The organism is Puia sp. P3 (genome assembly GCF_050632245.1).
Lineage (GTDB): Bacteria > Bacteroidota > Bacteroidia > Chitinophagales > Chitinophagaceae > Puia.
Genome location: NZ_CP192583.1, coordinates 6988226 through 7012942, shown reverse-complemented (window position 1 = coordinate 7012942; position 24717 = coordinate 6988226). Strand labels below are relative to the sequence as shown.

The window sequence follows — 24717 nt, the reverse complement described above, 5'->3', positions numbered from 1 at the left end:
GTATGGCGCTACCGCACCTTATTAAGTATGTATATACCAATGGGACCGATGAAGTAATTCGCCGGGGTAAGAAGATCCACGCTATTGGTTATGTTGAGCTGATCGAATACGACGAGCTATTCGAGTCCGTGACCTTCCGGGTTAAGGACGACAGCTACTCCACTTATTACAAAGTATACGTCCAGAAATTCAAGGACCCAAAGACACTATCCATCCGTTGCAGCTGTCCCTACAACCTGGGAGATATCTGTCGCCACGAAGCCGGAGCGCTGATCCAGCTGCAGGAGCTGCTGGACAGAAATATGCTCAAGGCGGAAGAGGTACAGTATGACCAGCGGCATACTGTCGTTAAGATGAAGTTCATCGACCTCAAAAGCATCCGGCTGCTGTGTTCCCCGCAGACGCTGCAGGATGCCGAAAAATATCTTCGGACGGAACGCGCGAAAATCGAATTTGCCAAGGACGAGGTCGTCAAGGCCTCGGTGGAGATGGACGGACAGGTCTACCAGTGGTCCTTCTGGAAGAACGAAGAGCGGAATTTTGATACGAGCAGCGACTATCCCGATCCCGTCCATCCGCTGTCGCTACCCAAGGTCATCGTCTTTTTACAGCTGCTGCAAATGCACGGCGCTTACTATTTCGACAGCATCCGCAACTGGGACAAGGAAAAGAACAAATTGCTCGAAGCCTATGGCTACTCCCTGTCCGACGACCTGAAAGGGAAGTTCGAGTTTACCTATAAGGATGGCAAGCCTTTTCTTCGCGTACTCGATACGACGATCAAGAGGGTGGCGCCACTGGCCAGCAGCCGTCCCCGGCCGGTCGAAGCAGAAGCTCCCGCCGCCGTCATCTCTGAAGAAGAAAAGCCGCTGGTCAGCAACGCGCAGCGGCTGGGGGTAGTGTTCAATTTCAACCACGAGGGTTTTCCAGGATTCGCGCTGGACGCAATTGCCGGCGAGAGCAACGACGAGCAGTCGGCCTTTACGGGCAAGGTGGAGAAAATGGACCTGACGAAATTCGTCAATAGCGACCCCTTCAGCGAGACCGACCGCCAGATGATCCCCTCCCTGCGCAAGATGCAGGGCCCCGAGATCAATAAATACCTGAACCGCAACTCCCCCTTCAGCGGCATCTGGGAGAATATCGTCCATCACGAGGAAGACGACCTTCCCGAAGAGACTAAGAAGCTGATGGTGGAATATCTTCACCCAAAGCTGAAGAAGCTGTTCTCCGACCTCAACGCCAATCCTTTTGTTTTCTACCTCAACGGCCACCAGCCTTTTAAAACCAGCAACCTCCAGCCGGTGGGTCTGTCCGGCGACGTAGTATCGCCTTTTTTCAGCGTGGCAAGGGACGGGGATGGGTATGAGCTGTCCTGTTTCGTCAAGATCAACGGCCAGCCGGTGGATATCGCGAAGAACGAATGCAGGAGTCCGCTGGTCTTCTCTTTATAATAACAACATCTATCTGTGGAACCGCCCGGAAGATATCTCGCTGGTGGAAAAATTCAGTGGCAAGGAGAAGTGGTCGATCAGCAAGGCTGACTGGCCGGCGCGGCTGAAAGATCTTGTGCTGCCCCTGACCATGGAATACCACGTAGACTTCGACAATGGCGTGGTCCGCGAGGTCAAGGACGGCGACCCGGAAAAGAAACTGCTGTTGCAGGAAAAGGGCGACTACCTCATCTTCCAGCCGCTGTTCTCTTACAAGGGCTACGAAACCAGACCCGGCGGGAAGGGCGAGATCATCGTCCCCGATGGCGAGCAGGTGCTGATCGTGCACCGCAACAAGGAGGCCGAGCTGCAGTTCTTCCGCAAGCTGGAATCCCTTCACTCGCAGTTCATCCACCCCGAAAGTTCGCATAGTCTGGCCCTGAAGGGGGCTGACGTACTCAAGAACAACTGGTTCTTCCTCTTCGTGGACGCCATGGAGGAGATGAAGGTGCCGGTATATGGTTTCGACGCGCTGAAGAATTTCCGCTTCAATACCGCCAAGCCACAGACCAAGATCCATATCAGCAGCAATACCGACTGGTTCGACGCCGGGGTAGACATCGTATTCGGCGACCAGAAGGTCACCATCGCCGACGTCAAGAAAGCGCTTGGCAACAGGCAGCAGTTCGTTCCCCTCCACGACGGGACCCTCGGCGTGCTGCCCGAAGAATGGATCAAGAAATATTCGCTTCTTTTCCGCGTCGGGGAAGGCAAGAGCAACCAGCTGCGCCTGTCCAAGTACCATATGAGCGTGATCGACGAGCTCTATGAAGGCCGCAACGAGGAAGAGCTGGTCATCCGGCTGGAAGAAAAATACGAGCAGCTGCGCGAGTTCAACCGGATCCGCGAAGTCCCGCCGCCGGCCCATCTCGAGCCGATACTGCGGCCCTATCAGGTGCACGGTTTTCACTGGCTCAACTATCTTCAGGAGGTCAACTGGGGTGGGATCCTCGCCGATGACATGGGTCTCGGTAAGACCATACAGGCCCTGTCCTTTCTCAACCATTTCCGCACGGAGCATGGCCGGCTGACCGCACTGGTCGTCTGCCCCACCACCCTGATGTTCAACTGGGAGAATGAGATCAAGAAGTTCACGCCCGAACTGACCTATCATATCCATCATGGCGGCGACCGCACCCGAAGCAAAGAGGCGCTGTCGCAGTTCAATGTGATCATCACCACCTACGGCACCCTGCGCAGCGATATCAAGCTGCTGCTCGAAATGAATTTCGACTATGCCGTGCTCGATGAATCGCAGGCGATCAAGAACCCGAGCAGCAAGGTCACGAAGGCGGCCTGTCTGCTGCAGGCGAAACACCGCCTTTGTATGAGCGGTACGCCCCTGCAGAACAATACCTTTGACATCTTCGCACAGATGAACTTCCTGAACCCGGGAATGCTCGGCAGCCTCGAGTTCTTCCGCCAGGAATTTGCAGTTCCGATCGACAAATTCGGAGAGCAGGACCGAAAGGAACACCTCCGCAAGCTATTATATCCCTTTATTCTCCGCCGTACCAAGGAACAGGTCGCCAAGGACCTGCCCGAAAAGACGGAGACGATCCTTTTCTGCGAAATGGAAGACGAGCAGAGAAAGGTATACGAGGCCTACCGCAACGACTACCGCGACAAGATCCTCGGGCACCATCGAGACCCAGGGCATACAGCGCTCGCAGCTGACCATCCTGCAGGGCCTGATGAAGCTGCGGCAGATCTGCGATTCTCCCGCGATCCTCAACGAGTCGGACCGCTATCCCAACAACTCCATCAAGCTGGACGAACTGGCGCGCGAGATCAGCGAGAACATCGGGGACCACAAGGCGCTGATCTTCTCACAGTTTCTGGGCATGCTGGCGCTGATAAAGGAAAGGCTGAAAGAGCTGGCGATCCCCTTCGAATACTTCGATGGCAGTACGACCGCCATTGAGAGGGAGAGAGCGATCCAGGCCTTCCAGAATGACGACACCTGCCGCGTATTCCTGATCTCGCTAAAGGCCGGTGGCGTGGGTCTCAACCTTACCGCCGCGGACTATGTCTACATCGTCGACCCCTCGGTGGAACCCTGCCGTGGAACAACAGGCCATCGACCGGACCCACCGTATCGGTCAGACCAAGAACATTTTTGCCTACCGCATGATCTGTAAGGATACGATCGAGGACAAGATCCCGCAGCTGCAGGAGAAGAAGAGGATTCTGGCCAAGGACCTGATCGCAGACGACGACGGATTTGTGAAGAGCCTGACACGGGCCGACGTGGAGTATCTGTTCTCGTAAAGGGAACGGCTCACGTGGTTCACCCCCGTCTGCGGTTCACATTAATACGGGATTAAAAATTCACCGATTCCCCCGGTTTGGCGAGGCCGCACGTGCTCCTCTCTTCACCCTACCGGCAGTCAATTTTGCCACTTGTAATTTGCGGGTATGACCCGAGTAAACGACCGGTTATTTTTACAGTCAATGATCGGCTATGACCAAGTACCATCTCATACTGTTAACAAGCGGGCTGTTATTCGCAACACATTCATTCTCACAAACGAACCCACCGACCAAAACGAAGGGTTCCGTAAAGGGCGCCCTCATCGACACCTCGGGGGGAAAGCAGCCGCTGAGCAACGCGACGATCGGCGTCCTGGCTGACGGGGCGGACTCCACGACCGAGCAGTTCGTCGTTTCCGACAAGAAAGGTGGCTTCTGGGTCAGGGGTCTCAAGCCCGCCAAATATCATATCCTCATTACTTACGAAGGATACCAACCGGTGAGCAGGACGTTTACGGTCCCCAACTCCGGCGACTCCACTATGGATATCAACCTTTCCACGCTGTATATGGCGCACGCCGACAAGATGCTGGAAGAAGTGGTCATCCAGCGGCCGCCGATGGGCGTCAAAAAAGATACGGTAGAATATAACGCCAGTATGTTTGCTGTGAAGCCCAACGCCGTGGCGGAGGACCTGCTGAAGAAGTTCCCCGGCATCCAGGTCGACAAGAGCGGGAATATCACCGCCCAGGGCGAGACCGTAACCCGCGTAATGGTAGATGGAAAACGTTTCTTCGGCGACGACCCCAAACTGGCTACACGCAACCTCCCCCCGATATCATCGACAAGATCCAGTGTCTTTGACGACCTCAGCGATCAGAGCAAGTTCTCCGGCTTTGACGACGGCAATCGCGTCAAGACCATCAATATCGTCACCAAGAAGGGCAGCCGAAAGGGATATTTCGGTAAGCTGGTGGCCGGGGCCGGCAGCAACGAGAACTATGACGAAAGTATAAATCTTCACCGCTTCGACGGGAATCAGCAGATCTCCCTGCTCGGACAGGCCAACGACGTCAACAAACAGAATTTTACGCCCCGGGATATTCTCGGAGGCGGCGGTGGCAGCGGCGGACGGCGCGGCGGGGGTGGGGGCGGAGGTGGTTTTGGCGGGGGCGGTGGCCCTGCGGCCAGCACCAGTCCTTCTTCTACCGGCGTGACGACCGTCTGGGCGGGTGGGGCCAACTATCGCAACTCCTTCGGAGGCACCGATCTTACGGCCAGCTATTTTTATAACAACCAGCACGTCAGCCTGAGCCAGACCGACAGTTCGTTGTCGCCGACCTCGGATACCAGCGGCAAGATCTCTTCCGGACACGGCTGGTCGGTCAGCAAGATCGAGAACCACCAGATAGCCATCAATCTCGAATCGAAGCTCGACAGCAATAACTCCCTGGTCTTCCGCCCGAATATCGCCTTTCAGAAGAGTACGCCTTTCGGGAACTCGGACACCTATACGACGGACGAGCACGGCGTGCCCGCTCTTTCTCAGGTGGGTCATACCTCGAGCATGAATCACGGCTTCAATATCAATGGGTCGAACCTGACCTTCCGCCACCGCTTTGGAAAGCCGGGCCGGACCCTGACCCTCGACGTGAACGGGACCGTCAACGTCAACAACGGGGAAGGCTATAACTATTCCGTCAATACGCAGTTCAGGAAAGACAGTCTGCCGTCGGTCTTTACGCTGAACCAGCACTACAATGACTCGCTGCATTCGGTGAACCTGTCTCCTACCCTCTCGTATACCGAGCCGCTGGGGAAACGTATGAACCTGCAGCTGAGCTACAACCACGGCTATACCAGGAGCACAACGATCAACAACACCTACGCATACAACGACGCCACAAAGGACTATACGCAGTTCGACAGCATATTCAGCAACTCCTATAAATTTCGCAGCAACTCCGACCAGGTATCGCTGGCCTGGCGCATCGCGGCCAAAAAGTTCAACCTGTCTGCGGGCTCCGGCGTACAGTGGACAAATTTCAACAGCGACAATACGACCAAGGGGATCACGGTTGCGCACAACTACGTCAATCTGACGCCGACCTTCGCCTTCCTCTACAACTTCTCTTCGACAGAACATTTCAGGCTCTTTTATAACGGAAGGACGGGGACGCCGAGCCCATCACAGCTGCAGCCGCTGACGACGACCTCGGACAGTGTCAACTTTACGAGCGGCAATCCGGGTCTGAAGCCGCAGTTCACACACAGCCTGCGGATGCTGTATACCCATTTCGATCCGTCGACGCAGAAGGTCATTTTTGCCACGCTGAATGCCAGCACCATCGTGAACGATATCCAGTCAGCCGTCTACTACCGGCCGGGCAATCTGGGGACCGTATCCAGCTATGTCAACCTGAACGGTACCTATAATATCAATGGATATTTCAACTATGGGTTCCCGCTGAAGTCGCCGAAGTCGAATATGAACCTGATCACCAATCTTGGCTATACACAGAGTCAGACCCTCCGCGCGGATAACGAGCAGGAAGCGCTGCTGGGCCACTATACCCACCTGTACACCAAGAATACGACGCTCGGGGAGACGATCTCCTGGACGACCAATATCAAGAAGAATTTTGATATGAACCTGAGCGCCGCTTCCACCTATACCATTCCCACCATTCCGGGTGCGGGCAGCGGCACCTCCACCAAGGACAGCACGGGTGCAAAGGTCAACCAGAACCTGAACTCTTTCTCGGAGACGCTGGGTGCGGAATTTACCGCCTACACCAACAACGGCTGGCTGATATCGGCGACCTTCGACTACATCTATACCTATACGCACTCAAAAACTTTCAACGCCAGCGTGCCGCTGTTCACGCCGTCGATTGCGAAGCAGCTCTTCAAGAAGAAGAATGGCGAGCTGCGGCTGACGGTTTTTGACGTATTGAACAAGAACACTTCGGTCAGCAAGACGGTGGGCGCACTGGGTGCGGTATCCTATCAGCGCAGCAATGTGCTTAGCCGTTACGCCATGCTCACGTTTACCTACAACCTCAATAATTTTGCCGGCGCCAATCAGCGTCGTATGCCAGGCTTCTTCCCCGGCCGGTTCCGTGGCGGCGGCGGTGGTGGTGGGATGAGGGGCGGCGGGTTCGATGTGCCATAATATTTCAAGGCCGGTGTCCACGATCCCGGCTTTTTGTTGGAATGCCGGCGAGATCGCCCCCCAGCTTTGTCGCTATACCCACCGGACTTCCGTGCGTAGATGGATTATTTTTGAAAAATAAAACATTTACGTATGCGCAAGTTAATAATGAAGATGTCCATTTCAGTCGACGGTTTTGTCAGCGGTCCAAATAACGAGAAAGACTGGGTCTTCAGGAGCTCGGACGAGCAGTCAAGGGCCTGGTACTCCAGTCCACCCGCGAGTCGGGCCTGATCATCATGGGTAGGAAGGCGTTTGAAGAGATGTCACCCTACTGGCCGACCGCGACTGGTCCATTAGCCGACGCGATGAACGAGATTCCCAAGGCCGTGTTTACCCAAAAAGGGTTTAAAGTGCCACCAGCAGCCTCTTCCTCGCCGGCAGCAAAGTCCTGGGCTGAGACAAGGGTTCTCGACGGCGATCTGGCCGAAAGGATCACGCAGCTAAAACAAGAGACGGGTAAGCCCATCATAGCTTTCGGGGGCGCCGGATTTATGCGCAGCCTTATTGGGACAGGCCTCATCGACGAATACAACCTCGTGATCCATCCGGTTGCGTTGGGCGGTGGCCTTCCGATCTTTTCCGGTCTCACAAAACAGCTCGATCTGAAACTTCTATCAGCGAAGACTTTTCCCGGCGGAGTAGTCCTCCACACTTATAATCCTGCGTAGAGCGCGCAACATTCCGGCAATAATGCATATTTGTGCGGTATGCACTTATCCTCCAGAAATTTGATCCTATCCTGCCTTTTAGCCTTTCTCTGACCGCGGCCCGGGCTCGGCGGCGCATACAGCCCATTCATCAGCATCGCGCTCAGCGGAAGGTTTAGCCATAAAGAGAAGGAATAGCCCCCGTTGACAGAGGGCCCAGCGCGGTGGTTGAAAATAATCCTGCGACCATTGAAAAATTCCGGCTACCCTAAGTGAGGACTATGCGAATTGCTATATTACGAGGAAATTGTCCGCCATGTTGAAATGTCTCGTGATTACCGGTTTTATGATCTTGTTCTCCCTGTGGAGCTCCGCCCAGGATGACAGCGCGGCAAAGGCCCGGCAGATCATCGGGATCGAGCAAACGCTGATGAACGCCCTGCCCGGCGATACGATACCCTGGAACAAATACCTGGCGCCCAACTGGTATTGTACGACCGAAGACGGCACCGGATATTTCAGGGAGGCGTTCTTACATAGTTTTTCTGCGTTTCCCAGCGGCTTTTCCGGCAATATTCAGGTGACAAAACCCGTGCTGGTATTTCATGGCAATCTTGCGGTGATCCACTATGTGGCCGACGAACACGAGTCCGTCCTGGGACAGCAGCTGCATACCACCTATGGAATGGCCAACACCTGGTATAAGAGCGATTCGTCGTGGGTCATGCTGAGTGCGCTCACTTTCGAGATACCCCAATTGCTCCTCAGCCATCCGCGTAAAGACGTCGGTCCTCCAGCAATATACCGGTACCTACCGAATGACGGCGGATCGCCAGGCGGTGGTCAGTCTGCAGCGGGATACGCTCTTCATCCAAAAAGGCAGGAATCCGCCCGAGGCCCTACTGGCGGAAACGGACAATGTCTTCTTCCGGATGAGCGATACGCGTGGCAGGCGACTATTTGTCCGGGACGAGTCGGGAGATATGATCATGCGGGAAAGGCGGAATGGACAGGATCTGGTTTGGAAGCGGGTGACCGGTCGTTAGCGATTTAGTAACCAGGCGCGTGTGGCGAAGCTTTTCTTACCTACTACTCTTTATCCGTGACCTGATCCTGCTGAGAGACTCTGGCGTCAGTGACAGGTAAGACGCAACCAGATACAGCGGAATCCGTTGAAGGATATGGGGATGGTTCGCAAGAAAGGACCTGTACCGCTGCTCGGGCGATAGCAATGTGAGCTGCTCGATCCTCTTTGCCTGGCTAACAAGCATTCTTTCCGCTGTCAGCCGGCCGATCCTGTCCGCCTCCGGCATATTTGCATACAGCGATTGAACGTCGTTATAGCTGACCATCAGCGTTGCGGTATCTTCCAGCGCCCTGATGCCCAAATCCGACGGGATCCTGAAAAGGAAACTGTTGAAATCTGAAAAGAAATCGCCTTCGACCACCAGATCGTTTACCTGTTCTTTTCCGTCGATAATATGGAACTTCTCAACAATGCCGTGATTGATAAACCAGATGTGATCGCAGGTACTGCCCGGCTGCAGGATCATTTCATTCCGTCGGTACCGCCCGGATTTGAAAACAGTTTGGATCAGGCGCCAGCTTTCTTCACTTATTTGCGGGGTGATTTTTGTCAGATAACTATATAACCGGCTAAAATCGGTGCTTTCGGTGAGTTGGGTTTGAAACCCGGGGGCAGATATTTGACGGCCTCTTGTCATAGCGTATCCAACTACAGCCGGCGGTTTACCGGCATCCTTATAAAGCTAGCGGACTTGCCCGACCCAAAGGATGATGCCCGTCAGTCACCAGCCGGCAAAAAAATGACTTTGATCAAGAATCATTATACCGGCATGATCTATATTTATTGCAGGCCTGTTCGGCGCCTGTAAACCAAGGTCGATGAAACATTTATTAAAACCATTTGTCGGGTTTCTTCTCCTCTTTTTATTGTATCACAGTGCAGAATATATGATCGTTTTCAGGAACAGCATTTTCGGTTTTCTATCGTTCCAGCTGGCTTTTTTCGCCTCGGCTTATTTTATCGCGGCGTGGCAGGCGGCAGCGGCCTGAAGACCTGGGGGCTGGGCTTCGACCAGTTACGCGTGAAATTGTTTGTTTCAGGGCTGTTGGCGGGGATAGTGCTCTATGGCGCCGCCTGGGCGCTGAATATTCTTTTGGCATCGAAAAGGTGACCGCCGTACCCGCCGCCGGTGAGCTAATACTGAAGGTGTTGCCCTTTGTCGCCGGCGTTTTCCTTTCGTCGTGCTCGGAAGATATCCTGACGCGGGGATATATCTATTTTCACCTCAAAGAGAGGATCGGGAATCTGCCGGTCATCCTTGTGTCGGCGCTGGTATATTGGCTAAACCATATTTACAAACTGGGGACGGGACCCGGGAATTGGATCTATATTATTTTGCTGGGCGTGATCTTTATGATCCCTGTAATGATCACCCGTAGTCTTTGGTTTACGACGGCCATGCACTGGGCCGGCAATTCGGTATTCTTTGTTACGCATCAGGCAATCGATACGGAGACGCTGCCTTCCCGGCTGCAGCCGAACGACGTATTGTCGTTTTGTATTCTGGGCCTGATCCCGCTAGTGGTGTATTTTTTGAGGTCCGCATACTCCCGGAATGCGCATAACGGTCCTCCCGCGCAGTCATAGACCTGGAAGGCGCCAAAAGAAAATGACCGGCCTCCCCGGCTTATTTCGCCCTGCGGTTAAGCGCGGCGGAGCCTCCTACCTGCGACTGACCGAGGAGGATAATGGAGAGGAGGTTGACGAAAAAGCGGAAGGGATTGGGGCGGTATGCCTCCCTGTAAATACGCGCTTTGCGCACGTCGTACTGCATGTGGTTTCTGGTCATTGGATTTACTAGACTAAGGGTTAACAGGTTACAGTTGGGATTTTAACGTCTAATTTAATAAATTATTTCGCAAAAGGTTGTTAAATACATGTAACCATTTAGGATAGTTGGACGCAGAGTTGTTGCGGTGAAGGGGTGAATCGGGGGTCTCCCGGGTACGTGAACCGCGAAGACCCCCGTAAGGGGTTTTTACTATTGCATCCGGGATACTTCTGCCGTATCTTACCGGTTCAAATCCTTACTATGAGAACCGCAATCACTGGAAGTAAAGTTTTGCTCCTCGCGTTTGCGCCGGCCCTGTTATCCGCCACTCTGTCCGCGCAAAGTGTCTTTTCCAACAAGACCCAGGTCGTGCTGGAAAAGGTCATCCAGGATTATCCCAACCATTTCCGCAATATAAAGGGTGAGCTGATCGGTCAGGCGTCGCAGGCGGCGTGTTACCGCAGTACGCTCCAACTGCCTGGTGCCGTTTCGGGCACGGTTACCCTAAGCACTTCTCCCGCACCGGGTTCGGGATGGGTCTGTGTCGTCCTCGATACGGAGAACTTTGAAACGGCGAAGACCCGTTATTCGGAGATCTATTCTCAGCTGAGCAACAGTATCATAACTTCCGGAAATCAAAAGACATTTATCCTCAGCGGTCAGTATGAAGCGCCTACGGAAGACCGCAAGACTGCCCGCGTCGTATTTTCCCTCCTGCCCGGGGTCGGCGAAATGAAGAACCTCAAGGTCGAGCTGTCCCTGCTGGAAGCAGAAAAGGGATGGAAGATCGTCCTGAGCGTTCAGGACAAGGACCTGCAGGATCATAGCCAGGTAGCGATGGGGAATTAGCCTGGACGGTGTGAACCGCCGGATCGGAGGTCGGGGGCGTAAACCATGTGAACCGCGGGGCTACGGGAAGTGAACCGCCGAATCGGAGGTCGGGGGCGTAAACCCGGGACGCGAACCATGTGAACCGCGAGGCCGGCGGGGCCGGGACCCGTGAACCACAAACCGGCAGCAAGCCAACCCGCGGGAACCCGCAACTACACCATTAACGTGTAATCCCTCAACACTTCATCGATCTCCTCCAGCCGGAACGGCTTGGAGATATACTTATTCATCCCCGCCTCCAGACATTTCTCCCTGTCCCCCTTCATAGCATCGGCCGTCAGGGCAATGATCGGCAGGCTGCACCAGGGCTCGGGCATCTTCCTTATATGACGGGTCGTGGTATAACCATCCATCTCGGGCATATTCACGTCCATAAAGATCATGACAGGATCGCAGTGCGGCAGCCTTTCCAGCGCCTCGACTCCATTGCTCACCTGTATCACCTCGAATCCCATACGACGCAAAACCTCCGATATCAGCAGCATATTGATCGGGTCGTCGTCCGCCACCAGAATGCTGGCAGGCTCGGAAGAGATCTTCTCCACTCCATTGCCGGGCATCGCAAAAGACGGGTTCTCCTGCTGCAGGTTCATCTCCGACAGCGAGAGCAGCGCGCCAAACAACTCGTGCATCTTCACCGGCTTGGACAAAAATTTATTGATCCCCGTCTTGGACGCCTCGTGCTGGTAGATATTCTTTTCCAGCGACGAGAGCATGAGTATGAATTGCTGACCGCCGATGATCGGGAATGCCCTCTTGATCTCCTTTACCAGCGTTATCCCATCCATGCCGGGCATAAGGTGATCGGTAATGATAAGACTGAACGGATCCTTGCCTGCGCGGGCCTCGCTGATCTTCTCCAGCGCCATCTCTGCGCTGGAGGCCAGCACCGCGGGAATATGGAAGTAGCCGAAGATCTCCTGCATCAGCTGAAGGTTGCTCTCGTTGTCGTCCACCACGAGCACTTTTTTCAGCATGGCTTTCTCCGGCAGCTGCACCTCGGGCTGCTCGTTCGCTATCTCGAGCAGCAGGTGAAGCGTGAAGACACTGCCCTTCGCGGGCTCGCTCTGTACGGTGAGCTGTCCGCCCATCAGCTCGGCGAGGCTGCGCGAAATGGTAAGACCGAGGCCGGTCCCGCCATATTTACGGGTAGTGGACGTATCCGCCTGTGTAAAACTTTCGAAGATCTTTTCCAGCTTCTCCTTACTGATACCGATGCCCGTATCCTTCACCTCGATCGCCAGACGAGTATAGCTCTTTCCGTCCCGGGCGAAGCTGTCGCCGTCCCTGCGCACGGATACCATGATCTCGCCGTCCCCGGTGAACTTGATGGCGTTGCCCAGCAGGTTGACGACGATCTGCCGTATGCGGACCGGGTCGCCATAGAACTGAGAGGGGATCGTGGGATCGACGCGGTAGAGCATCTCCAGCTTCTTCTCGAAGGCTTTGATGGTGAGCATGTCGATCGTCTCCTCGATGAGCTCTTCCAGCTTGAACAGCGTATTGTCGATGAGCAGCTTGCCGGCTTCGATCTTGGAAAAGTCCAGAATATCGTTGATGATCTCGAGCAGCCCGTAAGCGGATTTTTTGACATTTTGCAGATAGTCCCTCTGCGACTTCTGCAGCTCGGTGGTCAGCACAAGGTCTGTAAAACCGATAATGCCATTCATGGGCGTCCGCAGCTCGTGGCTCATATTGGCCATGAACTCGCTCTTCGCATGGCTCGCCAACTCCGCCATTTCCTTCGCCTGCACCAGCTCGACCTCTATCTGCTTGCGCTCGACCGCGGCGGCTACCGAGGAAGCGTACGAACGCAGGATGGCGAACTCGGCCTCGAACCACTCCCGCTCTTCCTTCATCTCGTCAAACCCGACAAAGCCCCAGAATGTGTCGTCCTTGAGGAAAATAGGCAGGGCGACGCTGGAGATAACGCCCGTCCTGTCGAGGATACCCTTCAGCTGAGGGTCGTCCTCCCTGCTCTTATAGCTGACGAAAGGCAGGTGGTCGAACAACGGCTCTACGATCTTTTTGATGCTATCGAACGGGATATCCCGCATATAGTCGTTGTTGAGCCGGAAATCGCCCGCCATTTCGGTCCACTCGTGCGTTTCGGTGGTAAACCACTGGCGCGTCTCCTTGTCGAAATGGTTCTGGAAGAGATAGACGCGGCTGACCATCGCCGTACTTCCCAGCACCTGTATGGAATCGTTGATCGCCTGGTTCAGGTCCGTATTGATCAGCAGGGAATGGGTCGCCTGCGCCACGGCGTGCAGCAGGTGGTCCTTCTTCTTCAGTTTTTCCTGCGCGATCTTCTGGTCGGTGATATTCCGGGATGTACAGATCAGCTTGACCAGCTGTTCTTCGTCCACAATGGGTTTGATGATACTTTCCAGCCAGACATAGGTGCCGTTGCGGCGCAGTACGCGGTAGCGGACGGTGATGCTGGTCTCCCGCGAGATCGAGACCTCCGCGAAGGCCGGGACCTGATCGACGGGCAGGAATTTATGCCGGTCCTCCGGGTGTACGTATTGTTCGAACGAACGGCCGATGATATCGTCCACTTCGTAGCCGAGTACCGTCGTGACGGAGGGGGAAAGATACCAGATGGTCCCGTCGACGGCGTGAACGCTGATGATGTCCTCGGAGTTCTCGGCCAGCAGACGGAATTTTTGTTCGCTGTTCAGCAGCGCGTTCTCCGCCTCTTTCTGGAAGGTGATATCCTGGGCGATCCCAAACTCTATTTGCTCGTCCACCACCTTTCCCTTTATAGAAAGATAGCGCATCCATCCCTGCTTGGTGATGACGCGGCAGGAAAGGGAGGTCTCATAGCCGATATTCTCTTTGTGCTGGATAGCCCTTGCAAACTCCTCCGCCACGTGGTTGAAGTCCTCGGGGACCACGTATACGTGCATGAAACTGTCGAACGATATCTTGTCCGGATCTTCCTCGTCCATGGCGAGCAGCGCCTTGAACTCCTTGCTGAGAGAAAGCTCGTTGTTCATGAAGTCCAGTTTCCAGGAGCCCATCTTGGCATAGGTCATGGCATAGGAGAGGGTGCGGATTGCCTCCTCTTTACCCTGTTCCATCTGTAGTTTTTCCGACACGTTGAGACCGATGCCCTGTATCTCGTTGACCTCACCGTTCTCTCCCAGCAGGGCCAGAAACTCCCATTCGGTCCAGAGAAACTCCCTTGTATGGCCGATGGGCTTGCGGATCAGCAGGCGCGCTACCTTGCCGGGGTTGTTCCAGCAGTCGTTGGCGACCTGCTGACAGCGGTTGAGGTCTTTCGGGAAGATCGTTGTATAAAATAGTATGGTGTGGATCTCCTGTTCCGTATAGCCGAAGGTCTTCAGGAAGGCGGGGTTGGCGTAAGTGAACTGCCCCGCGCGGTTGATGCGGATGACATAGTTGGTCTGCGAACGCAGGATGGACGCCAGAAACTTCTTTTCGTTGAGCAGCTCGTTGCGGGCCTTCTGCAGCTCCTTATAATTCTTTTCGCCTTTTTTAAACGCGGGCTCCAGCACCAGGATAACGAGGCCGATGATGGCGAGGAGCAGTGAGATCATCTTGCCGGTGTCGATGGTTGCGACTTCGGAGTTCTTCTCCCGGACCAGCTCGGAATAGTGCTGGTTGATCTCGTCCATGAGGGAGCTGTATTTCTGCTCGTTATAGAGGATATCGCGGAGGTAGAGCTTTTTGTTCATCACCAGCAGACCGGAGTCGGCCTGTGTCAGCTCGAGTCCGATGGCCATGATCGACTGGAAATAGGACTGGGAGGACGAGAGCAGCAGCTTGATCTGGAAGATCTGCTGGGGGACGGGTGGCGGGATCGTGTTGGCCTGCTGTTGCAGCTGGGTCTGCAGTCGCTGCAGGGCTTCCAGCTGCGAGGAGAGGCTGTCGCGGAAGGGGGACGCCGGGGTCTGTCCGGGATTGTTCAGCAAAAGAATGGATTCCTTGGCGATGCGCTGGCTGAGGGCCTGCTGCTGGGCCGACCGATTGATAGACTCAATCAGCTCCTTGTTTTCCAGGGACTTAATATGATTAAAGTAGTACCCAAAGAAATTAAAAAGGAGTACTAGCACCAGTAAAACTACCGATATGCGAATCAGTTTGCGAAAAGGGCTTTTCATTGAATATTAAGCTGATCTTCACCTATAGGAACGCAAAATCGGCATTTTAAGTTTCCAGGACCCCAAAAAAGCCCCGGCAAGGAGCTGGGATGGCCGTCGCTATTGATTTTTAATAGTTTATGACCTGCTCTTCGATTGCAGCCGGGATCTCCCGCCATTCGTACTGCTGATTCCGCAGCTGGGGTTCGAAACCGGCCTCGCGGATAGCCTCCTGTATCCCTTTCGCTGTAAAACGATGCGGGGCGCCGGCGGCGCTCACGACGTTCTCTTCCAGCATGATACTGCCGAAGTCATTGGCGCCCGCCTGAAGGCAGATCTGGGCCGTTTGTTTCCCGACGGTGAGCCAGGAAGCCTGGATATTCTTTACGTTGGGAAGCATGATGCGGCTGATGGCGATCATGCGGATATATTCTTCCGGTGTGGTCAGATTGTGTACGCCGCGGATGCGGGTCAGGAGGGTGTCGACGTCCTGGAAGGTCCACGGGATAAAGGCGAGAAAACCCTTGGCATCGGCCGGCTTACGGGATTGTACCTCGCGGATCTTTATCAGGTGCTCCATCCTTTCCTCCAGGGTCTCGACGTGCCCGAACATCATGGTCGCAGAGGTGGTGATATTGAGCTTGTGGGCTTCGTGCATGATATCGAGCCATTCCTGGGCCCCGCATTTACCTTTGCTGATGAGGCGGCGGACGCGGTCAACCAGGATCTCGGCGCCTGCTCCCGGGAGCGAATCCATACCGGCGGCCTTCAGCTGGGCTAACACCTCGTGGTGGCCCATTTTCTCCAGCTTGCAGATATGGGCAACTTCGGGAGGTCCGAGAGTGTGGAGCCTGAGGTTCGGATATAATTCCTTCAGCTGGCGGAACAGGTTGGTATAGAAACCAAGACCCAGCTCGGGGTGGTGTCCGCCCTGAAGCAGCAGCTGGTCGCCGCCCCAGCGGAAGGTCTCTTCTATCTTTCTTTTATAGGTATCGATATCGGTGATATAGGCATCTGCGTGGCCGGGTATCCGGTAGAAATTGCAAAATTTGCAGTTGGCGACGCAGACATTGGTGGTGTTGACGTTGCGGTCGATCTGCCAGGTCACTTTTCCGTGGGGTACCTGCTGCTTGCGCAGCTCGTCGGCTATATACATGAGTTCGGTCAGGGGAGCCTGTTCGAACAGGAATACGCCTTCCTCAACGGACAGGAATTCTTTCTTCAGCGCTCTATCGTACAATACGGATAAATTCATTGTGACCAGTGGTTTAGAAAATGCTGTGCAAATGTACTATATTTAAGAGGCCAAGTCCACACTAACTATGCTTAGCCAGAAAAAACACCCTTCACTGTCTTACCGGCTGAAGATCCGTGCATACCGGAAACTCCTTTTCATGCCGGTCTTTCTCGTGCTCTTCACCGGCCGGTCCGCCGGCGCGCAGGAGACATTTACCCAGCCGGCGAAACTTATTACAACATTTCCCTTTACTATGTTCACGGGCGGCGTCATCCTCCTGAAGGCCCAGCTGGACAATTTTGCCGACACGCTGAATTTCATCCTGGATACGGGCAGCGGGGGCATCTCGCTGGATTCGATGACCTGTCTGCGGCTCAAAATGACGCCGAAACCTTCGGACCGGACCATACTCGGGATCGCGGGGGTGCGGCAGGTGAAATTCCTGTACAACGAGCGGCTGCGACTGCCGGGGCTCACCGTGGACAGCCTGAACTTTCACGTCAACGACTACGATATTCTCACCAGCGTGTATGGCGAAAAGATCGACGGGATCATCGGGTATAGTTTTTTCACCCGGTATATCGTCCAGATCAACTATGACAGCCTCCGGATATCGGTATATTCCAAGGGCACCTTCCGCTATCCCAAAGGAGGCCTTATGCTGCGGCCCGTGATCGCCAGTCTGCCGATCATGTCGGCTCAGGTCTCGGACGCCCGGAAGGTCGAGAACAGATTTTATTTCGACACCGGAGCGGGTCTCTGCAGCCTGCTTTCCACAGATTTTGCCAGCGACAGCAACCTGCTGGACTCAAGGAAACCGGCGTTCTTCACCCAGGCGCAGGGCCTGGGGGAAAGGCTACCATGAAGCTGACGACGCTGCGGGAACTCAGGATCGGCCCCTACAAATTTCGAAAGGTACCAACCTATATTTTTGACGATCAATACAATGTGACCTCCTACCCCAATCTTGGCGGACTGATCGGCAACGATATCCTGCGGCGGTTCAACGTCATCCTCAACTATGACCGTCGGATGATCTATCTGATGCCTAACTCCCACTACCGGGAACAGTTCGACTATTCCTACACCGGACTGGGCATCTACTGGATCGACGGGGAGATCAGGGTCGGGGACGTCATGAAGGACTCGCCGGCAGACAAGGCGGGGCTGAAGGAGGACGATATCGTCCTGGCAGTGGGCAATAATTTCAGTAATAACATACAGACTTACAAGAACTTACTACAAAATCCCGGGGATAAGGTAAAGATCATCGTCAAGAGAAATGGCGAGCTTCAGCAGACGTTCCTGAAGGTAAAGAGTATTAAATAGCATAAATTGCAACCCCGCCCGGGATTCTTGGTCCCCGGGAACGGAGCGCAACTATGATAAAATTTGAGAAATTCAGCCTTTCCAACGGTTTACGGGTTATAGTCCACGAGGACGCTTCCACCCCAATGGTTGTTGTCAATGTACTTTATGACGTCGGCGCCCGGGACGAGGACCCGAAAAGGACCGGATTTGCCCACCTTTTCGAGCACCTGATGTTTGGCGGCTCGGTCAACATCGAGGACTTCGAAACGCCCTTACAGCTGGCGGGAGGAGAGAACAACGCCTACACCACCAACGACTTTACCAACTACTATATCCAGCTGCCGGCGGAGAATATCGAGACCGCCTTCTGGCTGGAAAGCGACCGCATGCTTTCGCTGGCCTTCAGCGAGAAAAGCCTCGAAGTGCAGCGCAAGGTGGTAATGGAAGAGTTCAAGGAACACTATATCAACAAGCCTTACGGGGACGTATGGTTCAAGATGCGGGAGATGGTGTATAAAAAGCATCCCTACCGCTGGATGACCATCGGCAGCGAGCTGTCCCATATCGAAGAGGCCCGGCTCGAAGACGTGAAGAACTTCTTTTTCAAATACTACAGGCCCATGAATGCCATCCTCGTCGTGGCCGGGAAGGTTACCGCCGGGCAGGTGAGGCAGCTGGCGGAAAAATGGTTTGGGGATATTCCCGCCGGAGAGAAGTATGTGCGCGACCTGCCGGCTGAGCCCGTACAAAAGGAGGCCAGGAAGATGGACGTCACCGCGGACGTTCCGCTGGATGCACTCTATAAATGCTATCCGATGGCGTCCAGGACAGAAAAGGGCTACTATATAGCAGACCTGATCACCGAAGTGCTGGGCGGCGGGGCTTCATCCCGGCTGTTTCAGACCCTGGTAAAAGAAAAAACTGTTCAGTCAGATAGAGTGCTATCATACGGGTTCGGTAGATCCCGGCCTAGTCGTCGTTGAAGGCAAGCTGATAAAAGGCGTGAGCCTCGAGGACGCGGACGCCGCTGTGGTCGAGCAGCTGGAGTTGCTGATGGCCGCGCCCATCACGGAAGAAGAGCTGACGAAGATCAAGAACAAGACCGAGTCGGCGATCGTATTCGAGGACATGAGCGTGATGAACCGGGCGAATTCACTGGCGATCTACGAGTTGCTGGGAGACGTGAATATGATGAATACCGAGCTGGGGAAATACCAGGCCGTTACGGCGGAGGAGATCCTCGAAGCGAGCCGCCAGCTGTTCGATGTAAAGAACAGCAACACCATGTATTACCGCAGTGAAAAAAGAGCTAGAATGGTACAAAAAAGAGTATGCTTAACAGAACGATCGCACCACCTATAAAGGACGCAGTAGAATTTGAGCTGGTATTACCGCCTTATCAGAAACATACCCTGAAGAACGGAATCGAAGTCTTTATGGTCGACCTTGGCGATGTCGACGCGATGATGATCAACTGGATCTTTGACGCCGGCAACAGCTACGAGAAGAAGCACGGCGTGGCGGCGGCCGTCAGCGGCCTGCTGAAGAACGGAACCTCGCAGAGGAGTGCGTTCCAGATCAACGAGCATTTTGAATACTATGGCGCCTATCTCAACCGGAGCTCGCAGCACGAGACGGCGGAGATCACCCTGCACTGTCTCAACAAATATGTGGCGGAGCTGCTGCCCGTGGTTGCCGAACTGGTCACGGACTCGGTCTTCCCGCAGGAAGAACTGGACATCTATAAGAAGAATTCCCAGCAGCGGCTGCAGGTCAGTCTCAAGAAGAGCGATTTTGTGGCGGGCCGGCTCATCGAAGCCTACCTCTATGGCGAGGAGCACCCTTACGGCAAGTACAGCAGGATGGAAGACTATCAGCAGCCGCAGCGCGAAGACCTGGTTAGCTACTATAATGACTACTATCAGAAAGGCGCCTGCCGGATCATCGTCGCCGGTAAGCTGCCGGTCAATCTGATCACGCTCCTCGGACAGGTGGTTTGGGGAGTTACCCCTACGGGTACCCGGGGGACAGCGGCCTTCTTTCCCGATAAAGCCGGCCGAAGGACCGCGGAAATACAATATTGTCAACGATCCCAACGGCGTGCAGGGCTCTATCCGTATTGCGCGGAATTTCCCCAACCGGCACCACCCGGACTTTCAGCGGGTGCAGGTGCTGAACAACGTTTTTGGCGGGTATTTCGGGTCGAGGCTGATGGCCAATATCCGCGAGGAGAAGGGCTACACCTATGGTATCTACAGCTATTTGATGAACAATATCCAGGAGAGCGGGCTGATGATCAGCACGGAGGCAGGGAAGGAAGTCTGCGCGGCGGCTATTCAGGAGGTTTATAATGAGATGGAGAGTCTGCGTGACGAGCCGATCGACGACGAAGAGCTGCAGATGGCGCGGAACTTTGCGATCGGCACGGTGCTGGGAGACCTGGACGGGCCGTTTCATGTGGCGGGGCGCTGGAAGAATATCATCCTGAACGGACTGGACTCCGACTATTTTGAGAAAGGTATCGAAATTGTCAAGACTATCACACCGGAGGAGTTGCAGGAGCTCGCGAAAAAATACCTGAATCCCGAGGATTTTTATGAGCTGGTGGTTGTTTGAGACACATGATCGTGACGTAAGCCTTTTGGTGGTAGTGTGAACCACGCGGTTCACGCAACAAGGTATAGCGGTTCACGCGGCGAGTTCCGCGGTTCAAGTGGCGAGTTCCGCGGTTCAAGTGGCGAGTTCCGCGGTTCACGCGGCGAGTAATTCGAGTTGGTGGTAGTTTAAATATCCCTTAACTTGAACAAAACTATCAAATGAATTTCCTGCTCCGCATTGTTATTACGGCGGTAGTTGCATTTGCGTTGTCTTCAGTTCTTCCGGGCATTCATATCAATACTTTCTGGACGGCGATCGTACTTTCGCTGGTGCTGGCTTTTCTGAATTTCCTGCTGAAGCCCATACTTATCATTCTGACCCTTCCGATCACGATTGTCACCTTTGGTTTCTTCCTCTTTATAATTAATGCCCTCATCGTATTGCTTGCCGGTAAATTTGTGAAGGGATTCGAAGTGGACAGCTTTGGCTGGGCCCTGCTGTTCAGTCTTCTGTTATCCCTGCTTACATCACTCCTTTACAAAGACAGAGACAGGGAGGAACGGGCAGATAAATACTAAACAGCCGGGAGGAGTCCTATGTATTTCGAGAGAAAACAGCTTAACAACGACGAACTGGTCCGCATCTACAGGAACCTTTTATTACCTAGGATCATTGAGGAGAAAATGCTGGTGCTGTTGCGTCAGGGACGGATCAGCAAGTGGTTCAGCGGCATCGGACAGGAGGCTATCGCTGTCGGGGCCACACTGGCGATGGACAGGGAGGAGTGGGTCCTTCCGCTTCACCGGAATCTGGGCGTTTTCACCGGGCGCGGGATGCCATTGTCCCGTCTTTTTCTCCAGTGGCAGGGTAGCTCTGCGGGGTACAGCAAGGGACGCGAACGGAGCTTTCACTTCGGCAGCCGCGAGCACGCCATCTGCGGGATGATCTCTCATCTTGGGCCACAGCTCGGGGTAGCCGACGGGATCGCGCTGGCCTACAAGCTGGCGAAGAAGAGTAGGGCCGCGCTTGTTTTTTCCGGTGAAGGGGGTACGAGTGAAGGAGATTTTCACGAGGCGCTGAATGTGGCGTCGGTCTGGGACCTGCCGGTTATTTTTCTGGTGGAGAACAACGGGTATGGCCTGAGCACGCCTGTTTCTGAGCAGTACCGTTGCGAGAGTATTGTATATAAGGCGGAGGGATATGGCATGGAGGGGGTTCGCATCGACGGGAATAACATTCTTACCGTCATCGATACGCTACGGGGTGTGCGGGAGTATTGTATCAAATATCAGCGACCCTACCTGGTCGAGTGCATGACTTTCCGGATGCGGGGGCATGAGGAGGCCAGTGGCACCAAATATGTACCGCCGGAGTTGCTGGAGGACTGGGGAAAAAAGGATCCGATCGCCAATTATGAGAACTGGCTCCGCGGGGAGGGGTGTTGACGGAGGAGGCAATGCAGCATATCCACGAAGAGATAAAAAGGGAGATCGAAGAAGAACTGAGCGGGGTTCTCGACCCTGTGAATCTGGTGCCGGATACGAAGGCCGAGTTGGGGGATGTGTACGCACCGCGTGTGACCGGCGTGCCGCCGCTCGCGGACGGGGAAGACGAGACCCGGCCACCGGCGGAAGCCGGCGCAACTTCGGCCGCGGAGGCACCGGAAGGGGGTCCCGAAAAACGCTTTGTCGACGCCATTACGGAAGGCCTGAACCAGTCGATGGTTCGCCACGACAATCTTGTTTTGATGGGCCAGGACATCGCGGAATATGGCGGAGCCTTTAAGATAACGGAAGGATTCGTGCAGCAGTTCGGCAAGTCGCGGGTCCGGAATACGCCGCTTTGCGAAAGCGCGATCGTCGGCTGCGCACTCGGATTGAGCCTGGAAGGCTATAAAAGCGTTATGGAAATGCAGTTTGCGGATTTTGTGACCGCCGGCTTCAATCAGATCGTAAACAATCTGGCCAAAATATACTATCGCTGGGGGCAGGCTGCCAATGTGGTGATCCGGATGCCGACGGGCGCCGGTGTGGCTGCAGGACCGTTTCATTCTCAAAGCAACGAGGCCTGGTTCGTGCATACCCCCGGTCTCAAGATCGTCTATCCTTCGACGCCGCGGGATGCGAAGGGACTGCTGATCGCAGCGATCAATGATCCCAATCCGGTGTTGTATTTCGAGCACAAGGCGCTGTACCGAAGCGTCAGCGGGCCCGTGCCGGAGGAATATTATGAAGTGGAGATCGGAAAGGCAAGAGTGGTGCAGGAAGGGGAGGACGTATCGATTATTACCTACGGCGCCGGGGTGCACTGGGCGGCGGACTATGCAAAGGGGCACCCGGAACTGTCTATAGATATTCTGGATTTGCGTTCGCTGCTGCCGATCGACCATGATGCGATAAGGGCTGCAGTGAGACGCACCGGCAAAGTGCTGGTGCTGCATGAAGACACGCTTACCGGCGGCATCGGCGCAGAGATTGCGGCGTGGATCAGCGAGTTTTGTTTTCAGCTGCTGGACGCGCCGGTGCTGCGATGCGCGTCGCTGGATACGCCGATTCCTTTCAACGCTCAGCTCGAAAGAAATTTTTTAGCAGTGTCGCGTCTCGAAGAGTACGTACAGAAATTAATGGATTATTGAAGCTGCAAACGAGAGCGGTCAAGTTTTGCACTTTTAGCGCACATTGTTTGAAATATGAATGAAGATTACATATCTTTATGTAAATAGGATAAGGTTTAATGGTTATGGAACTGATTAGGGCAACCTCCCCCTCAAAGGGAGGTTTTTCTTGACGTCCTATAAGATCTTACTTACTCCCCACCGGCATTTTTCTCCAATTAATTTGATGGTTCACGCGACGGGATCGACGGTTCACGTTTCTACTCCCCTGCCCCCTTCTCCCCTACAAACCAGTGCTCTTTATTTTTAAACAATACGTTGAACGTCGTAAACGAGCCATAGATACGCGTTATATATTGTTGTAAATTGATCTTGTCTTCGTCGCTGAGGCTCTTGTGTCCGTTGATCTGTTGTTCCAGCACACGGAGGCGGTCACGGGCCATCACTATCTTGTGAAAGAAGGCCTCGACCGGAACTTCCTTCGGCTTTACGGTCTTGTCGCCGGGCTGCAGAACCATGATGCCGCCCTTCCACTTGTCGCCAAGAGCGACGACCTCCTGCTGCCCGCCCCAGAGACGAAGTATCTTCAGCAACGACTTCTCCATTTCCGAATGGGTCTCTATTTCTTCCGTTACATTCTCCGGCAATATCTCGTCCAGATGGCTGTCGTTCTTGTCGACCTCCTTTATACCGTGGTGAATAAAACTGATGAGGTAGACGGCGTACCTTACTCCGACGATCACCCCCGGCCCGAACTGGGTGTGCTGAAGACGTGTCCCGATACCGAGCGTTAGTTGGTCCATTGTTGGGTTTTTGGCAAATATAAAAAGAGGATCGTGAACCGCGTGGTTCAAGAGGGGATCGCAGGGAAAGTCAATGGTTCACGGTCTCTCCTTGCGGTCCTTCTGGTATTCCTTAAACGCGAGCTTGATATAATCCATCAGGTCATAGTCCGTGGCCCGCTGACAGAAGTCGTACGACGGCCGGTACTTCGCCATAAAAGCGTCGAGCGTATCGCCCTGCAGATGCGTAACCTTCAGCACCAGCGACCTGTTAAATCTGTGGTCGACGTATTTGTCCTGCTCCTCCTCCACCAGCCTTCGCTGGAACGCCTGGATCCGCTTAGTCCTTCCAAAGCGGAACACATTGATCAGCTCGTCCAGGTCGACACCCGCCCCCGCTCCGTCAGGGTTGGCCCCCGCGATCTTGAAACCCGGCTTTTTGAAATTGAAGATCTTAGCATAGTCCTGCCGGTTCTGCAAGGAGTCGTTGTGATAGCTCCGTGGCATGACTTTTACGGCTTTCATCTCCACCGGATCCACGTGCAGGGCAATGTCGAAGCCATTATAAAAATTCATCGACCTCACCGGATAGCGGGCCGTGGACTGGCCGAGATAGGAGAAATAGACAGAGTCGTCGAGACCGGCGACCGTTATGGAGTAGTTACCCAGGGAGTCCGTGGCAGTACCCCGTCCCGAAGTGGTCAGGA

General features: G+C 54.4%; 25 protein-coding genes and 1 pseudogene. 20 read left to right on the top strand and 6 right to left on the bottom strand.

Going from position 1 to position 24717, the window contains the following annotated elements; all coding sequences use genetic code 11:
- Positions 1–2: 2 nt before the first annotated feature.
- The 8 genes from ACQ86N_RS44300 to ACQ86N_RS44265 all read left to right on the top strand — a co-directional run bounded on the left by ACQ86N_RS44300 (position 3) and on the right by ACQ86N_RS44265 (position 8664).
- Positions 3–1454 carry a hypothetical protein gene (locus tag ACQ86N_RS44300; protein ID WP_431212637.1) on the top strand — a complete coding sequence of 484 codons (1452 nt, stop codon included), beginning with the start codon at positions 3–5 and terminating at the stop codon, positions 1452–1454.
- Positions 1366–3417, top strand: coding sequence for a DEAD/DEAH box helicase (locus ACQ86N_RS44295; protein ID WP_431212636.1), 2052 nt, complete (start codon positions 1366–1368; stop codon positions 3415–3417). Before ACQ86N_RS44300 ends, ACQ86N_RS44295 begins: the two co-directional genes overlap by 89 nt.
- Positions 3314–3634: a helicase-related protein gene (locus ACQ86N_RS44290; RefSeq protein WP_431217843.1), complete on the top strand. Its 321-nt coding sequence runs from the start codon at positions 3314–3316 to the stop codon at positions 3632–3634. The genes ACQ86N_RS44295 and ACQ86N_RS44290 overlap by 104 nt, the downstream gene beginning before the upstream one ends.
- Positions 3522–3764 carry a hypothetical protein gene (locus ACQ86N_RS44285; protein WP_431218046.1) on the top strand — a complete coding sequence of 81 codons (243 nt, stop codon included), beginning with the start codon at positions 3522–3524 and terminating at the stop codon, positions 3762–3764. Before ACQ86N_RS44290 ends, ACQ86N_RS44285 begins: the two co-directional genes overlap by 113 nt.
- Before the next feature lie 193 nt (positions 3765–3957).
- Positions 3958–6921: a TonB-dependent receptor gene (locus tag ACQ86N_RS44280; protein ID WP_431212635.1), complete on the top strand. Its 2964-nt coding sequence runs from the start codon at positions 3958–3960 to the stop codon at positions 6919–6921.
- Positions 6922–7053: 132 nt separating this feature from the next.
- The gene (locus ACQ86N_RS44275) at positions 7054–7194 is read left to right on the top strand and encodes a hypothetical protein (protein WP_431212634.1); all 141 of its coding nucleotides are present in this window, start codon (positions 7054–7056) and stop codon (positions 7192–7194) included.
- A gap of 5 nt (positions 7195–7199) precedes the next feature.
- Positions 7200–7631 carry a dihydrofolate reductase family protein gene (locus ACQ86N_RS44270; RefSeq protein WP_431212633.1) on the top strand — a complete coding sequence of 144 codons (432 nt, stop codon included), beginning with the start codon at positions 7200–7202 and terminating at the stop codon, positions 7629–7631.
- A 295-nt stretch (positions 7632–7926) separates the two neighbouring features.
- Positions 7927–8664 (top strand): nuclear transport factor 2 family protein, encoded by a 738-nt coding sequence (locus ACQ86N_RS44265; RefSeq protein WP_431212632.1) that lies wholly within the window; start codon positions 7927–7929, stop codon positions 8662–8664.
- A gap of 28 nt (positions 8665–8692) precedes the next feature.
- On the opposite strand, the gene ACQ86N_RS44260 is transcribed toward ACQ86N_RS44265, so the two are convergent.
- On the bottom strand, positions 8693–9334 hold the full coding sequence (locus ACQ86N_RS44260; protein WP_431212631.1) for a Crp/Fnr family transcriptional regulator: 642 nt from the start codon (positions 9332–9334) through the stop codon (positions 8693–8695).
- Positions 9335–9515: 181 nt separating this feature from the next.
- Here ACQ86N_RS44260 and ACQ86N_RS44255 point away from each other — a divergent pair, with 181 nt between their 5' ends.
- Positions 9516–9686, top strand: a complete 171-nt coding sequence (locus ACQ86N_RS44255; protein WP_431212630.1) for a hypothetical protein — start codon at positions 9516–9518, stop codon at positions 9684–9686.
- A 118-nt stretch (positions 9687–9804) separates the two neighbouring features.
- Entirely contained in the window at positions 9805–10284 is a 480-nt protein-coding gene (locus ACQ86N_RS44250; RefSeq protein ID WP_431212629.1) for a lysostaphin resistance A-like protein, read from the top strand.
- Positions 10285–10324: 40 nt separating this feature from the next.
- On the opposite strand, the gene ACQ86N_RS44245 is transcribed toward ACQ86N_RS44250, so the two are convergent.
- Positions 10325–10486: a hypothetical protein gene (locus ACQ86N_RS44245; protein ID WP_431212628.1), complete on the bottom strand. Its 162-nt coding sequence runs from the start codon at positions 10484–10486 to the stop codon at positions 10325–10327.
- A 243-nt stretch (positions 10487–10729) separates the two neighbouring features.
- On the opposite strand from ACQ86N_RS44245, the gene ACQ86N_RS44240 reads away from it, so the two are divergent.
- On the top strand, positions 10730–11317 hold the full coding sequence (locus ACQ86N_RS44240) for a hypothetical protein (protein WP_431212627.1): 588 nt from the start codon (positions 10730–10732) through the stop codon (positions 11315–11317).
- 194 nt (positions 11318–11511) lie between these two features.
- Here the strand turns inward: ACQ86N_RS44240 and ACQ86N_RS44235 are convergent, their stop codons facing one another.
- Both ACQ86N_RS44235 and mqnC read right to left on the bottom strand, forming a co-directional pair.
- Positions 11512–15441 (bottom strand): response regulator, encoded by a 3930-nt coding sequence (locus ACQ86N_RS44235; RefSeq protein ID WP_431212626.1) that lies wholly within the window; start codon positions 15439–15441, stop codon positions 11512–11514.
- Positions 15442–15598: 157 nt separating this feature from the next.
- Positions 15599–16723, bottom strand: a complete 1125-nt coding sequence (gene mqnC, locus ACQ86N_RS44230; RefSeq protein ID WP_431212625.1) for a cyclic dehypoxanthinyl futalosine synthase — start codon at positions 16721–16723, stop codon at positions 15599–15601.
- 67 nt (positions 16724–16790) lie between these two features.
- Between mqnC and ACQ86N_RS44225 the strand changes: the two genes are divergently transcribed.
- The 9 genes and pseudogenes from ACQ86N_RS44225 (at position 16791) to ACQ86N_RS44185 (ending at position 23249) form a co-directional block, all read left to right on the top strand.
- A complete protein-coding gene (locus tag ACQ86N_RS44225; RefSeq protein WP_431212624.1) occupies positions 16791–17570 on the top strand; it encodes a retropepsin-like aspartic protease in 780 nt (259 codons plus the stop codon).
- Positions 17567–18034: a PDZ domain-containing protein gene (locus tag ACQ86N_RS44220; protein ID WP_431212623.1), complete on the top strand. Its 468-nt coding sequence runs from the start codon at positions 17567–17569 to the stop codon at positions 18032–18034. Before ACQ86N_RS44225 ends, ACQ86N_RS44220 begins: the two co-directional genes overlap by 4 nt.
- A gap of 53 nt (positions 18035–18087) precedes the next feature.
- A complete protein-coding gene (locus ACQ86N_RS44215; protein WP_431212622.1) occupies positions 18088–18999 on the top strand; it encodes a M16 family metallopeptidase in 912 nt (303 codons plus the stop codon).
- A gap of 19 nt (positions 19000–19018) precedes the next feature.
- A complete protein-coding gene (locus tag ACQ86N_RS44210; protein WP_431212621.1) occupies positions 19019–19378 on the top strand; it encodes a hypothetical protein in 360 nt (119 codons plus the stop codon).
- A pseudogene (locus ACQ86N_RS44205) lies at positions 19348–19758 on the top strand (insulinase family protein); the annotation flags it as partial. The gene ACQ86N_RS44210 and the pseudogene ACQ86N_RS44205, both read left to right, overlap by 31 nt.
- Before the next feature lie 304 nt (positions 19759–20062).
- Entirely contained in the window at positions 20063–20632 is a 570-nt protein-coding gene (locus ACQ86N_RS44200) for a M16 family metallopeptidase (protein ID WP_431217842.1), read from the top strand.
- A 200-nt stretch (positions 20633–20832) separates the two neighbouring features.
- The gene (locus tag ACQ86N_RS44195) at positions 20833–21192 is read left to right on the top strand and encodes a phage holin family protein (protein ID WP_431212620.1); all 360 of its coding nucleotides are present in this window, start codon (positions 20833–20835) and stop codon (positions 21190–21192) included.
- 18 nt (positions 21193–21210) lie between these two features.
- Positions 21211–22059 (top strand): thiamine pyrophosphate-dependent dehydrogenase E1 component subunit alpha, encoded by an 849-nt coding sequence (locus ACQ86N_RS44190; protein WP_431212619.1) that lies wholly within the window; start codon positions 21211–21213, stop codon positions 22057–22059.
- Positions 22053–23249, top strand: a complete 1197-nt coding sequence (locus ACQ86N_RS44185; protein WP_431212618.1) for an alpha-ketoacid dehydrogenase subunit beta — start codon at positions 22053–22055, stop codon at positions 23247–23249. Before ACQ86N_RS44190 ends, ACQ86N_RS44185 begins: the two co-directional genes overlap by 7 nt.
- Before the next feature lie 239 nt (positions 23250–23488).
- Here the strand turns inward: ACQ86N_RS44185 and ACQ86N_RS44180 are convergent, their stop codons facing one another.
- The gene (locus ACQ86N_RS44180) at positions 23489–24031 is read right to left on the bottom strand and encodes a hypothetical protein (protein ID WP_431212617.1); all 543 of its coding nucleotides are present in this window, start codon (positions 24029–24031) and stop codon (positions 23489–23491) included.
- A 78-nt stretch (positions 24032–24109) separates the two neighbouring features.
- Positions 24110–24586 (bottom strand): hypothetical protein, encoded by a 477-nt coding sequence (locus ACQ86N_RS44175; protein WP_431212616.1) that lies wholly within the window; start codon positions 24584–24586, stop codon positions 24110–24112.
- Positions 24587–24717: the final 131 nt, after the last annotated feature.